At 52.7% G+C, this 14508-nt stretch carries 6 protein-coding genes; 1 reads left to right on the forward strand and 5 read right to left on the reverse strand.

Translation table 11 applies throughout. The features are described 5' to 3' along the window. Positions 1-98: 98 nt before the first annotated feature. The 5 genes from GK091_RS03485 to GK091_RS03505 all read right to left on the reverse strand — a co-directional run bounded on the left by GK091_RS03485 (position 99) and on the right by GK091_RS03505 (position 9960). Positions 99-1727: a RagB/SusD family nutrient uptake outer membrane protein gene (locus GK091_RS03485; RefSeq protein WP_164035225.1), complete on the reverse strand. Its 1629-nt coding sequence runs from the start codon at positions 1725-1727 to the stop codon at positions 99-101. Between the two features lie 26 nt (positions 1728-1753). Continuing rightward, complete coding sequence (locus GK091_RS03490; RefSeq protein WP_164035226.1) at positions 1754-4819, reverse strand: SusC/RagA family TonB-linked outer membrane protein; 3066 nt, start codon at positions 4817-4819, stop codon at positions 1754-1756. A 529-nt stretch (positions 4820-5348) separates the two neighbouring features. After that, positions 5349-6218: a glycoside hydrolase family 16 protein gene (locus GK091_RS03495; RefSeq protein ID WP_164035227.1), complete on the reverse strand. Its 870-nt coding sequence runs from the start codon at positions 6216-6218 to the stop codon at positions 5349-5351. A gap of 11 nt (positions 6219-6229) precedes the next feature. Continuing rightward, positions 6230-7069: a 3-keto-disaccharide hydrolase gene (locus GK091_RS03500; protein ID WP_164035228.1), complete on the reverse strand. Its 840-nt coding sequence runs from the start codon at positions 7067-7069 to the stop codon at positions 6230-6232. A gap of 119 nt (positions 7070-7188) precedes the next feature. Beyond that, complete coding sequence (locus GK091_RS03505; protein WP_164035229.1) at positions 7189-9960, reverse strand: PQQ-dependent sugar dehydrogenase; 2772 nt, start codon at positions 9958-9960, stop codon at positions 7189-7191. A gap of 235 nt (positions 9961-10195) precedes the next feature. Between GK091_RS03505 and GK091_RS03510 the strand changes: the two genes are divergently transcribed. Beyond that, positions 10196-14455, forward strand: a complete 4260-nt coding sequence (locus tag GK091_RS03510) for a two-component regulator propeller domain-containing protein (protein ID WP_170312623.1) — start codon at positions 10196-10198, stop codon at positions 14453-14455. The last annotated feature ends 53 nt before the right edge of the window (positions 14456-14508 follow it).

The following is a 14508-nucleotide window of genomic DNA, read 5'->3' on the forward strand; positions in this document are numbered from 1 at the left end:
AAAAACTGTAGCGCGGGTGGCAACCCGCGTAGTTAAAGACTAGATTGGTCGTGTATTTTAGTCTTCGACTACGCGGGTTGCCACCCACGCAACTCGCATCAATAGCCTGGATTCTGAGTCAGCACCGCGTCTTTGTTGAGCTGGATTTCGTTCAGCGGAATAGGCATCAGCAGGTGCGTAGTGGTCAGACCGACTACTTTATTGACAGCGCTGTTCGAGTTGAGACGGGTGGCACGGTCTACCAGCGTTTTGGTCCGCATCAGCGTCATCCGACGGTTTTCTTCACCAATCAGCTCACGAACCCGTTCGTCCAGAACGAAGTCGAGCGTTATGTCCGCTGAAGTCACTTTACCGACCGATGGGTAGCCCGAGAACGACCGTTCACGCAGGGCGTTGATGCTGGTAGCCGCAGCCTCCAGCTTTCCTTGTTTGAACTGCGCTTCGGCTAGCAGCAGGTAGGTTTCGCCCAGCCGCATTAGAATGAAATCCTTGACCATAGCGTAACCAAACGTATCGTTCGGGTCGAACTGATACCATTTCGTGGTGTGGGGAGCAATGTTCAGCAGCGTATCCGTACCTGTATAAGGGACCGGTTTACCATAGGTAGTCGGTTTACTTGGATCGTTGTAGACATACCGTCGGCGGATATTATACTGCGAATTACGAATGTCACCCTGCTTATACAGACCGTAGATGACCCAGTTGCTAAGCCGTAACCGGCCCAGGGCCCGACCACCCGTTGAATCGGACAACGCCATGCCCTGTACGTTGTGATAGGCCGCACCCCACACCCGCCGTTGTTGTGGGTTATCGGTAATGCCGCCCACTACAGTATTCGGATTTTCCTGTTCCAGTACCCAAATGGCTTCGGTATTACCCTGCACCCGGCGCTGGTTGCCGTAGATGAACATATCGTGGTAATAATCGCCCGCTTCACCCGCTCGGATACCGTAGCGGCTTTTGATGAGCTTGAAGCGTCCACTGCTGATGATGCTTTGCAGTTGCGCTTCGGCCAGATCGGGTTTATCCATCCGAAGGTAGGCTTCCGCCAGTAACTGCATGGCCATGAATTTATTGGCCCGTCCGTAGAGTTTCCCTTTCGAGTTCGTCTTAACGCTCTCGATATCCGGCAGATTGGCGACGGCAAACGTCAGATCGTCGACGACCAATTTGTTGACCTCATCCAGCGTTGCCCGTACGAAATCCGTTTTCGGACCGGTGAGCGCCTGGGTCAAAATAGGAACACCACCGAAGCAGGTCGCCAGGTTGTTGTACGCATAGGCCCGGAAGAACTTGGCTTCGGCATCGATCTTGTCCTTACCACTTTTGCTGATGGCCGTCAGCGTAGGTGCTTCAATGCCATTGATGATCGTATTGGTAAGGTTGATCATCACGTAATTGCGGTTCCAAGTGCGAGCGGCAGCGCCATCGGTAGGCGTCAAGAGCGCATAGTTATAGTAAGGAATTTCGATTCCCTGCTGGTTGGTCGTCGCATTGGCCACATCGGTTCCTACCTGCCAGACACTGGGCCAGCCCTGCTGATCAGACCAGGAAAAATAGGTACTGGTGTGGTTATATAAGCCAACCAGCGACGCTTCAAACCCCAGGGAGTCGTTCAGGGTAACGGGTGTGTAGGACGAATAGGGCTTCTCATCCAGAAACGTCTGCTTGCAGGACGACGCCAGAACAACAGCCGAAAGAGCCAGTAATTTTATGTATGCTTTCATGTTTAGCTAATTTTAGAACCGACCGACTAGCGGAGGGATATGTTCAGACCGAGAACAAATGAGCGGGTTACTGGATAGTTATTCGTCCAGCTTGTGTTTGGATCGCTGCTATTGCCTTGTGTTCCGCGGGGTTGCTGCACAGCCTCTGGGTCCCAGCCAATCCAGTTAGTAAACGTGTACAGGTTACGACCACTGGCATAGACCGTCAGACTGCCCAGGCGCAGTTTGTCCAGTAATTTCTGGTCGAACACGTAACTCAGCGTTACGTCCTTGATGCGTGTGTAGCTCGCGTCTGACGCATAGCCGTAGCCCCGCGGGTTTTTGTACGCCAGCGATGGGCGCGTATCGCTCTTGTTATCTGCGGTCCAGTAGCCCACCTCAATCGGCGTATTGCGTTTGCCGGTTTCATCGGCGTAGGTCAGGTCGGCATTGTTGCGGGTGATGCCCTGAACCGTCTGGATAAACACGTTCAGGTGCAGGTTTTTGTAGTGGAATGTGTTCGTCAGGCCACCCGTCCATTTCGGTGCGAGCTGACCCAGAATCATCCGATCCCCATCCGGCGTAATTTTTCCGTCACCGTTCAGGTCCGCGAACTTCAGATCACCCGCTACAGCACCGGGGTCCTGAGCTGCGGCACTTTCGCCACTCTGCCACACACCCGCCAGCTTGTAATCGTACACAACGCTGATCGGTTGTCCGATAAACCAACGGTTACCCAGGTCATCTTTTTTATCACCGTAGAGGTCCAGAATACGGTTGCGGTTAGAGGCAAACACAACGGTACTTTCCCATTTGAAGTCGCCTTTCGTTACGTTGCGGGTGTTCAGCGTCAGCTCGATACCGGTGTTGGATGTTTCACCCAGGTTGTCATACACGCTCGAATAGCCCGTCAGAATCGGCAGACTCCGCAGCAGTAGCAAGCCCTTTGTGTTGTTTTTGTATAGGTCCAGGCTACCGTTGATCCGGTTGTTCAAGAAACCGAAATCCAAACCGATGTTTCGGCTGAGTGTCGATTCCCACTGTAGGTTGGCGTTACCCAGATTGCCGGGTTGCGCGCCGATGGTACTAACGCCGTTGAAAGGCGAACGAACCGTATTGTCGGTCGTGATCGTGCGATAGACGCTAATCGCTTCGTTGCCGGACTTACCATACGAAAAGCGCAGTTTCAGGTTGCTGATCAGGTTCGCGTTCTTCATGAAGGCTTCGTTGCTGATATTCCAGCCAATGGCCGCCGAAGGAAACAAACCATACTTAGTGGTATTGGCCCCGAACACCGACGAACCATCGCGCCGGGCGGTTACGGTAAACAGGTAGCGGCTGTCGTAGGAGTAATTGATCCGGCCCATCTGCGAATTTAGCCCGTAGCGATCGGCGTAGGAATTACTGGATTGCGTAGCGCCAGCACCCAGGTTATTGAACGATAACTGGTCGTTGACAAACCCTGTTGCAGAGCCGGTAGCCGTTGCATACTTACGTTGTTGAGCACTGTACAAACCCGTAAAGTCGAAGTGACTTTTCCCAAAATCGTGGGTATACGACAGGATGTTTTCGAGCGTAAAGCTATTGGTCTCCGAGAAGAAGGTATTGGCCGTTCCGAGCAGATCGTTGGCCGCCCGACCTGTATAGCTGGCCGTCCGGGCAGGTATGTAGGAATAGCCGATGTTCATCCGGTATTTCAGCCCGTTCAACGCACCCGGTAGTTTCATCTCAATGTACCCGTTTCCGTTCAGGTTGGTGTTGCGGTCAACCCGATCCGTCGTCAGCCCAATCATGGGGTTTGTATACAACTGTTCCGGGAACATCGGGTATATTTTGTAGGTCCCATCGGCGTTGTATTCCTGCCCATAGGGACTCATGGCCGACGCGTTCAGCATGTTGGCCCGGCCGCCATCGCGGTTGCTGTTGGCAAGAAAGAGTGATGTGCCTACCGTCAGATAATCGGTCAGGGTTACGTCCAGGTTGGACCGGAAACTGGCTCGTTTGTATTGATAGCCTTTGATAACGCCCTTCTGATCCAGAAACTCGCCCGAAATGAAATAACGGACGTTATTTGTTCCCCCCGAAATGCTCAGGTTGTGGTCCTGCAAGACGCCGGTTTGGGTTGCTTCTTTGATCCAGTCGGTGGTGATGCCGGCGTTGTAGTTAGCTAGCTCGTCGTAGTTCGGCACTGGGGTCACTAATTTCTGTCCGGTTTGGGCCATGTAGTCGGCGTACTTCTGAACGTATTCAGCACCGTTACGAGGTTTGAGAATACGAGCGAAGTTTTCAATACCCACGTAATTGTTGTAGCGAATCGTTGGTTTGCCCGTCGTTCCGCGTTTGGTCGTGATCAGGATAACTCCGTTCGCGCCGTTCGTACCGTAGATTGCCACTGCTGAGGCATCCTTAAGTACTTCCATCGATTCAATGTCGTTCGGATTGATGTCGCCTAATGATCCGCCGGTTTTACTGAGCGGAATTCCATCAACGACAACGTATGGACCTGAGTTTGCATTGATGGAGTTCTGACCCCGGATGGTAGTAGAGGGCGTGGCACCCGGCACCGACGACGATTGGCTGATGTTGACACCGGCTACCGAACCTTGAATCGCCTGCAACACGTTCGTGACGGGTAGTTGCGATAGGCGAGATTTTGGAACCGACGCGACAGACCCTGTAATGTCTGATCGTTTCTGCGTACCATACCCAACTACGACCACTTCATTCAGTGACTTGGCATCGCCTTTGAGCTGTACGTTGACGACCGTCTGGTTACCAATCGCTACTTCCTGGGATATATAGCCGATAAACGAAAAAACGAGTATCGGATTGATTGTCCCATCCGGAATGCGTACCGTAAACCCGCCCTGGGCGTCGGTATTGGCACCAACCGTTGCCCCTTTCAGCGAGACCGTCGCGCCCGGTAAGGCGTCTCCTTTTTCGTCGGTAACCTTTCCGGTAACGGTAATGACGGCTGCCTCCAATGGGCGAGGCCCGGAATCAGTTGATTGAAGTGAAGCATATAGCGGACTGCTATTGCTGGTAACCTGCTGGGCCAATACTCCCCCGGCGGGAAGCAAGGCTCCACAAACCAGTAGCCATTTAATCATCATAAGGTGTCTATTAAGTTTATAGGTTATTTGGCGATTTACTTGCCAGTGAGCAGATAATAGGCAAATCAAATATTTGAATAGTACAAAAATAGAAGGCTAACCTCAGATGGATGGGGGGGATTTTCGCCAAAAAGAGGGGGTATATTAGGCTGACAACACTTAGTTGTCAGTGATTTAGCCGTTCCGCACTCCAAACGAATGCCGTCGCTATTCTACAGGCTGTTTCCGTAGGTGCTGGCGACTGTCGGGTATGTAAAAAAGAACGGAACGAAGGCGTTGGCAGCCGCTCGATGGAACGCCTTCTACGTTGGGCAGATTAGATGTACTGGTCTCTCTAAACGCCCATAGCGGTCAAAGAAACTGAGATAGCTTCTCTGACCGCTATGGGTGTTTAACGAAATGATGCGTAGTGTACCCTTATTTTGTTGTCTTCCTGAACAAGACGGATTTATCGTTTTTGAACACGTTTGTCAACGCTGATTACCGCCAATGATACTGTCGATTTTGAAAGAAGCTTACTTCCGGCTGCTCATTGCTGATAAACCCGCACGTAATCGACCTCGAAGCGGCTGGGGAAGGTAGTAGCTGACGGATCGCCCCCATTATTTCCGCCGATAGCCAGATTGAGCAACAGGTAATGCGGCTGGTGAAAGGGATTCTTGCCCGATCCATCCTGATTGACGGTTTCCGACAACTCAACCGCGTTCAGCAATTGCCCATCGACGTACAGGCGGATGGCTGTTTTATCCCAATCCATGCGCCAGACGTGAAATTTGCTCGACCAATTCGGATCGTTGAAGGAGTTCATGGGCTTCTTGGTACTTCGCCATTCAGCCGTGTACCGTTTCGGTGTTGCCCAGGCTACATTGGCCAGCAGCATATCCCGATAATATTCCATAATATCGATTTCGCCGTTGGCAGGCCATTCGCCCGCTACACCTAGGGTCCAGAATGCAGGCCATAAACCGGGGCGGATGTCAATACGGCCCCGCATCTCAAAACGACCGTATTGCCAGCTGTGCAGCCCCTGCGTATTTAGGCTGGCAGCTGTATACTCGATCGTGGGGCGGCTGGTTTTCCAATCCGTACTGTTGGCCTGGTAGGTTGGATTGGGTCGTTGCTCCTTTCGGCCTTCAATGATGAGCATACCCTTTTCGCACCGGGCATTCTGGGGCTGATACCACTGGGTTTCATGGTTACGGACAAACCCCTTTTCGAACGTCCAGTTTTTGGCGCTCGGTGCACCGTCGGTCGTAAATTCATCCGACCAGACCAGTCGCCATACCGTGTCCGATTTGGTTGTTGAAGACGTAGGCGGGTTGGTTGACTGAACAGATTGCCCTGCGCTGGCAATGCTCGTCAACAGCGGTAAAGCGAGGAATAAACAAAATCGATTCATAGACGCATCCCTTATTTTCTGGTCTGCAACTGCCGCAGCACAGCCGCCAGTTGTTTCGGTTTGTGCAGGTAAGGAGACAAGTCGAACAGGGCTACTTTGCGGAATTCAACCGGATGACTTTCGCTTTGCAGCGAGATGTAGCCTGCACCCAGTAGGCGGCCATCTTGCTTCTGAGCCGGATCGTTATGAATGACGTTTCCTCCACCAATCTGCGGCTTTGCATAGGTCAGTACTGTGTCACCTTCAACGATGTGTTTCACCAGCGAGTCGCCCAGCACCAGCGCTTCGGCATGAACCCACTGATCGCCAGCGTAGGTTTTAGAATTGGAGTCGATGCAGTGGTCCGTGAATAGCTTGTTGTTCAGAACGACGTTCGTACCGGGCGTGCACAGATTGGCCGTATGCCGTTCGTGCTGGCCATCACCACCCAGCAATTGCATTTCGAGCGAAATCGGGAAGTCCTGCTTCAGTCCCATCGTTTCGGGTGCCTGCCCGTGTAACATCGCCCCGCTGTTTCGGATTGCCCAGCCGGGTCCACCTTTTACCTGATCGCCCACAAAGCGATACTCAACAACCAGCAGGTAAGCCGAAAACGGTTTCTTGTAAAAAATGTGACCATACTGCTCATCGAAGGCTTTGTACTGATCGTAGCGTACGGTGAGCTTGCCATCCTCGACCCGAAACGTATTGCCGTAATTATCGTTGAGCGGATGACCCGTTATCTTGACCGACCAGTCGTTGAGGTCTTTTCCATTGAATAGTTGGATCCAGTTGTCTGACTTCGTTTTCGACTGACCGAGACTCAGACCAGTGATAAGCAAAAAGCTAATGAACAGGGGTAATTGACGCATACGTGTACCGAAAGGAAATTGAATTGGCTGAACAAAGATTGTCGGAAAGAAAAGAGACGAGACAGTGCCTCGCCCCCTTCTAGCCTTAATTTATCCTAGAATTTTTACTCGTTAACCGACTACTTGCCCGTAGGACTCACCTTGGTCGATTGAGCCGCCGTGGCATTCGTACCAAACAACAGCCAGTCCAGACTAAACAGATCGCGGTTGGGCGTTTCCGGTTTGGTAAATACAAAATACAGATCGTGCTGACCGCCGGGATTTTGGATCGATGTGCTCACTTCCTTATAATTCTTCCAGTCGCCGGTTGCCGTGTAGGCCAGCGTACTGATGACGGGGCCCGTTGGTGAATCTGTATGGACCTCAACAACGGCGGCTTTGTCTTTCGATGAATAAAAATAAGTAAGCTGATCAATCCCTTTCAGGTCAATGTTTTTCAGTACGAAATAGGATTGATTGTGAATGTTGCCCAGGCGTTTTCCTTGTCGGGTCATGTCGTGCAGTTCGTCGGCTTCGCTACCCAGCACTTTCGAGGGGCGCAGAATGAGCAGGTCGGTTTTGGTAAGCGCCAGTTGGGTACGAGGTTTTCCGGGTGCGGGTGTCAAAGCCCCTTTGTCGGTGTAGGAGGCAGTCAGGAGATAACGGCCCAGCTGCTCTTTCCCAACGTGTTGGTTCAGCGTCAGATTACCCTGTTGCGGAAGTCGGTTCTCCGACGGTTCGCTGCCCACCGAAAGAATGTACTTGACCATTTCGGTCGTTTCTTCCCGCGAAAGCTGCGGGTGGGCGCTCATCGCGTGTTCGCCCCAGACGCCCCCGCCCCCGATAATAATTTTGTTCGCCAGTTTGGCCGTTGCCGTTTTATCGTCCCGGTAGCGTTTCGCCACGTCGGTAAAGGAAGGCCCCACCGACTTAGCGGCCAACTGGTGACAGGCTTTGCAATCGGAACCGGCAATCAGCGTCTTGCCCAGACTGAAGGTGGAGGTCAGTTGCTGGTGTCCCATCTGCGGTTCGGGATTCACCTTAGGAATGTAGTTCAGCACCACTTTCACATTCTTCTTGTCGATGAGCTTATCTTCCTTATCCTTGATCAGCACGTTGTACGCGAAGGGCATCGACTTGGGCGAAAAGAACGTGCGGTTCTGGGCAGTTTGGATGGCTACCTGTGGGGTGGTGTTGCCCACTTTAATCGTCAGGGTATCCGTGCTGGATTTACCCAACTGGTCGCTCACGGTCAAGGTCGCCCTGTAAACCCCGTTTTTACGGAACGTATACGTTGGGTTAGCGTCGGTCGATGCTACCGTATTGCCCTCAAAACGCCAAGCGTAGCGTAATTGATCGCCTTTGTCGAAATCACGGCTTTTGTCGCCCGTGAAGGCCACGGTCAGCGGGGCCAGTCCAATGGTATCGGTAGCTACCACCTGGGCTACGGGGGCACGATTGCCGCCGTTGAAGTCTACTTTGACCAGCCGCGCATCGTCATTATCGATACCATAGACCGATCCGTATTCCAGCATGTATACGCTGCCATCGGGGCCAATTTCCATATCGACCGGACGCCGGAAATCGCCGGTCGTGGGCATGAAGGCTTCCATCGACTGGTAGTTCTGCTGCTCGTCCAGCCGAACGGCATACACCCAGTTTCGCATCCAGTCGTACACAAACAGCGCTTTGTCGTAGTAAGCCGGTAGTTTGGTGGTTGATTTCAGCGCGGCATCGTAGTGATAGACGGGGCCACCCATAGCGCAACGGCCACCGACGCCCAACTGCGGAAATTCGTCCGACTTATTGTAAGGATACCAGACCATGCCCTTCTGCGCGGGCGGAAGGTTCTTGATGCCCGTGTTGTTCGGTGAATTGTTGATTGGTGCCTGCACATCGAAGAGCGACCCAACGGCTTTTGTGGCGAAATCATACTGGTAGTATGGCTTGCTATCGCCCACAAAATAGGGCCAGCCGTAATTTCCGGCTTTCTTCGCCTGGTTAAATTCGTCGTAGCCACGCGGTCCCTGCTGGCTGTCGGTTCCGGCATCAGGGCCAATTTCGCCCCAGTACAGAATTGAGGTAGCCGGGTCTACCGAAATACGATACGGGTTTCGGCAACCCATGACGTATATTTCAGGCCGTGTGCCGGTCGTCCCTTTGGGGAAAAGATTACCATCGGGAATCGTGTAGGTGCCATCCGGTTCGACGTGAATGCGCAGGATTTTACCCCGCAAATCGTTTGGATTTCCCGCCGACCGTTGTGCATCGAACGTTAACCGGCCAGCACGTTCGTCAATGGGCGCGTGTCCATTCGACTCAAAAGGAACGGTGTTGTCGCCGGTCGAAATAAACAGGTTGCCGTGCGTATCCCAGGCCATCGACCCGCCCGTATGGGCACTGACCTCCAGATCGATCGGGAATTCGATGATTGGTTTTTCACTGGCCACGTCCAGCGTATTGTCGTCGTTCATGACAAAACGGGCAATCCGCTGTTTAGTCTGTTCTTTGTCCTGAACGGTGTAGAAAAAATAGAGATAATGATTTTGGCGGAAATTTGGGTCAATGGTCATGCCCAACAAGCCATTGAGGTATTTATCGACCGCTTTTACCGGAAAGTCGTACAACAGCCGGGTTTTCCGGTCGGTTGGGTTATACAGGTAAAATTTGCCCGCCCGCTCAACAAAAAAGACCCGGCCATCCGGTGCCACGGCCAACTCCATCGGTTCGTTCAGGTCGTTGGAAAGGACACGTTTGGTAAATCGGTTCTCGTCGGGACGGTTCAGCGTGTCGGCCCAAACCTGGGTCTGGCCGTTGCTTACCAGCGATTTGGTAGCCCAGTTATCGGATAGGGTGGTTAAACCGAGCAGGAACCCAGCGGATAAACTGTATTTGAGGAATGGTAAAAACATGGAACAAGATAGGGGTCTATTGTTGAGAAAAGGCGTTATCAGTTTTGTGGCGTACGGTAGCGCGGGTGGAAACCCGCGACTGGTAGCTAGAAATCGCGGGTTTCCACCCGCGCTACTATAGGCGGTAAAAAGTCTTTTGGTCAAAAGATGATTCGAATAGTGCAAAAATAGAACATTGAAAATCAATAAAGGGGTTGGTTTTCGTCAAAAGAAGGGGGTAAATTGGTCCCTAATCATGAAGTGGGTTTTTCTACATAGTTACTGCTTTTTAATTGCCTTTCTGATGTCATCGGCTGGGTTTGCTCAGCGTGAGCCTGACCAGTTTCGGTTTGAGCACATTACCGTCAACGAAGGCCTTTCGCATAGCGATGCCATGTGCGTCACGCAGGATAAAGCCGGGTTTATCTGGGTCGGTACAAATAAAGGAATTAACCGCTATGACGGCTACAGTTTAAAAAAATATGATTTGCCCATCAATGATCAGGATGGGATTGCCAGCAACCGGATTCGAACCTTGCAACTGGACGGGCATGGGCGGCTGTGGGTAGGGGTGGAGCGGTCAGGTTTGTTCTGGTACGATGCCACGAAAGACCGATTCGTCAGCGTACGCGAACTGGCCGGTGCGGCTGCGTTTGCGCCCTTCATTCAGCAAATAACCCATACGAATGTGCAGGCGCTGTGCGCCGATGGACCAGATCGCATCTGGGTCGCTACCCAGCACTACGGCATCTTTGTTGTACAGACCGACGAACAGGGTTCGATCTACGGCATGAAACAGGTGTCTCTGACGAATCGCCCGAATGCCGAGCCGCTTGTCAATAAATTAGCGGTAGACCCTCTGGGGAAAGTCTGGATCGGTACGTTAGGTTACGGACTGTGGGTATTCGATGGAAAAGGGGATCTGTCGAAACGAAAGGCATTACAGGCTACGCAACAGACATCGCCAGCAGGCCCTAACATTCGATCCCTGCACCTCGACTGGCGGGGCGATTTATGGATTGGCACCGATAACCAGATTTTCTGGCTCAATAAGAACGCGCTGGCACAGGCGTCTAATCCGCCAGCCCAACCACTGCACCGGACGTTTGCCGATCTGGAAAGCCTTTTTCTGGATTCATCGAACCGACTCTGGATCAGCACAAATTACGGGCTGCTGCTCATGAACGCCGGTGCCGCAACCTCGTCAACGCCACCCGTTAACGAACAGGATGTCCGTACGTTTCTTCCGCTGGATACCGATCCCGCCAGCATTAACTCGGTTCGGGTGCATGATATGCTGGAAGATCGGTTTCACAATTTATGGCTGGCAACGTCGGCCGGTGGATTAAATCAGTTGCAGCTACGCCCCAAACCATTCGGCCATATTCGGCGGCAGATGGTCGGGCAGACGACACCCGCAAATAACTATATCAACGCTATTCTGAAGGAGTCAACCGGCAATCGTCTGTGGATGGGTACCCGCAATGGCTTTGCCAGTTATGACCTAAGCCGGAAGACGTACACGAATTACCTCAACCGCGCTTTATCCGGCGACGTAAATGGCATCGATGTCTCCACCATTTTTCAGGCCAGCGATGGTATACTTTGGATCGGCACCCGCTATCATGGGCTTTACCAAATGAGCGACCGTGACGGTTCGACGCCTATCCGGCTCCCTTCTATGCCGGACATACCCGACTGGGGCAGTGTAAGCATCGAAAGCATCCTGGAAGATAAGTACGGCTCGATTTGGGTAGCAACCTTCAACGCGGGTATACATCAGTTTGACCGGCAGGGAAAGCACCTCAACACGTACAACTTAGCCAATAAGCGACTGCCCACCCGTCAGTTTACGGCGCTGCTCTACGACCGGAGCCGGAACCTGCTATGGGCCAGTACGCGGGATGCCGGGTTGCTGAAAATGCAGCTTACGCCAGACGGGCTTCGTCTGCTCAACCAGTTCAAACACGAACCCAATAACCCGAACAGCCTGCTGATCAACTATACCTGGCCTTTGCTCAACGACCGCCGGGGCAATTTATGGATTGGGACCATTGGCGGTGGCCTGCATCGGCTGACGACGAATGCTCGTGGACAGGACGTGATTGAACGATATAGCCGGTGGGTTCCCGAAACGGACGTAGAAAGTCTGCTGACGGATGAAGCGGGAAATCTCTGGATTGGCGGGGCTGGCCTGTATAAGTTCAATCCGTCCACCAAGCGGCTGTTTCACTTCGATGTCACGGATGGGTTGCAGAGCAACTCCTTTAAAGTGGGGGCTGCCTGTCGGGCTACGGATGGAACACTTTATTTTGGCGGTACGAATGGGGTCACTTATTTTCAGCCGCGAACCCTGCTGCCGAACCCCTATCCGCCCCTGGTCCAGATTACGGAACTGCGTATCCTCAACCGGCCGGTGGGCATTGGTGATACGCTGAACGGTCGGGTTTTATTGAAACGGCCCTTTTCTGACGCACAGCCAATTCGGCTGAAGGCCGCGGAGAATGATTTTTCTATTGAGTTCGTGGGTCTGAATTATGCCAATCCCCAGAAACAGCAGTACGCATATCAACTGGATGGTTACAACAAAAATTGGATGCCGACAGCGCACGGTCAGCGTACCGCTAATTTTGCCAACCTCCCGGCGGGTACGTATACGTTTCGGGTGAAAGCCAGCAACGATGATGGCGTTTGGTCGCTCAGGCCAGCCACCTTGCAATTCGTTATTCTGCCGCCCTGGTGGCGAAGCTGGTGGGCATACGCACTATACGCGCTCCTTATCGGCGGGGCATTCGTCCTGTATCGACGCATCGAGCGGGCGAAGCAGGCGTTGAAAAATGAATTGGTGCTGGAACAGTTCAGAGTCGAGAAAGAGAAAGAAGTAACTGATGCCAAGCTGCGCTTTTTCACGAACGTATCCCATGAATTGCGCACCCCGCTGACGCTGATTCTGGGGCCAATCGAAGAACTGGCTTCGTCGGGGAGTGGTACGCTCGACAGCGTTAAAGACAAAATCATGCTGATGCACCAGCAGACCCGCAAATTGCTGAATCTGGTCAATCAGCTGATGGATTTCCGGAAGGTGGAATCAGGTCATGTAACGCTGCGGGCAAGCCGGGGCAATGTGGTGGCTTTCCTGACGGAGATCTATCTGATCTTTACGCTTAAAGCCGAAGAGTCGCAGCTGGATTATGCAATGGAAGCTCCTTCCGAGACCATACCCATGTACTTTGATCGGGATAAGCTGGAAATCATTTTGATCAACCTGCTCTCAAACGCATTCAAATACACGCCCGAAGGCGGAAAAGTCCGGATACTGGTTTCGGCAGTCGGTTCGTCGGCGGAACCAGCCCGTTTCAGAGGAACGACGCTTGTGGATAATTACCTGCAACTGACCGTGCGCGACTGGGGTGTTGGTATGAACGCGGATGACATCGACAAGATCTTCGATCCATATTATCAGGCATCGCACACGGAAACCATGCGCATGATGGGTACGGGGATCGGTTTGTCGTTGGTCAAGCAGTTTGTGGAAGCGCATTCCGGTGAAGTGATGGTGCAGAGCGAACCGGGTATAGGAACGAGTTTCACTCTTCGCCTGCCGTTCGGTAGGGCACACCTTGAGCCGGAGTCTATTCGGGAAGAGCCCGCTAACGTTGACGGTGTGCCGACGACCGCGCCGGAACGGATGAAGGCTGAAACCGATATGTTAGACGAAAGAGACGCATTGAGTACAGCCGTCCGTTCTGCCCGTATTTTGCTGGTCGAGGACAACGATGAACTCCGGCACTATCTACAGCAACTGTTCGCGCCCAGTTTTGAGGTCGTTACGGCCACGGATGGCGTCGAAGGTTGGGAAAAAACGCTGGCTCTGTTGCCCGACATCGTTGTCAGTGATGTGATGATGCCCCGCAGTACGGGTCTGGAACTCTGTAAGAACGTGAAGCAGCATCCAAAAACGCTGCACATTCCGGTTGTGTTGCTAACGGCGCGGGCGGCTGCCATGCACGAACTGGAAGGGCTGGAAACGGGAGCCGACGAGTACATGGCAAAACCCTTTAACCCCAAACTTTTATACACCAAAATAGCGGTGATGCTACAGGCGCGTTACCGGCTGAAAGAATATTACCACCGTCAGATTTTACTGGAACCCACCGATATCGCCATTCCCGATGAACAAAAGCAGCTACTGGAAAAGGCGATGGCTATCGTGGAAGCCAATCTGGCCGATCCTGCTTTCACGGTTCCCGTTCTGGTGCGGGAAATGGGCATGAGTCAGTCAGCGTTTTACCGGCAGATCAAAGCCATAACGGGTCAGTCTGTAGTCGAGTTTATTCGTGATGTCCGCATCAAGCGAGCCGCCCAACTGCTGACAACCACCTCACTCCGGGTAACGGAAATCGCGAATCAGGTTGGTTTTGAGGATATCAAACACTTTCGGAAAACGTTCCAGACTGTGTATATGCTGTCTCCGTCGGATTATGCCCGACAGCAGCGGGAAAAAGCGGGCGTTTGAGAACGAGTTGATTTCTCAAAGGTTGCTTGCCGAGCGGGGTTTCCCTGTTTCAT

This window comes from Spirosoma agri, from assembly GCF_010747415.1.
Lineage (GTDB): Bacteria > Bacteroidota > Bacteroidia > Cytophagales > Spirosomataceae > Spirosoma > Spirosoma agri.

Coding starts and splice junctions, on each gene's coding strand:
- GK091_RS03485 (WP_164035225.1), bottom strand. CDS start 1,727: ATGAAAGCATACATAAAATTACTGGCTCTTTCGGCTGTTGTTCTGGCG.
- GK091_RS03490 (WP_164035226.1), bottom strand. CDS start 4,819: ATGATGATTAAATGGCTACTGGTTTGTGGAGCCTTGCTTCCCGCCGGG.
- GK091_RS03495 (WP_164035227.1), bottom strand. CDS start 6,218: ATGAATCGATTTTGTTTATTCCTCGCTTTACCGCTGTTGACGAGCATT.
- GK091_RS03500 (WP_164035228.1), bottom strand. CDS start 7,069: ATGCGTCAATTACCCCTGTTCATTAGCTTTTTGCTTATCACTGGTCTG.
- GK091_RS03505 (WP_164035229.1), bottom strand. CDS start 9,960: ATGTTTTTACCATTCCTCAAATACAGTTTATCCGCTGGGTTCCTGCTC.
- GK091_RS03510 (WP_170312623.1), top strand. CDS start 10,196: ATGAAGTGGGTTTTTCTACATAGTTACTGCTTTTTAATTGCCTTTCTG.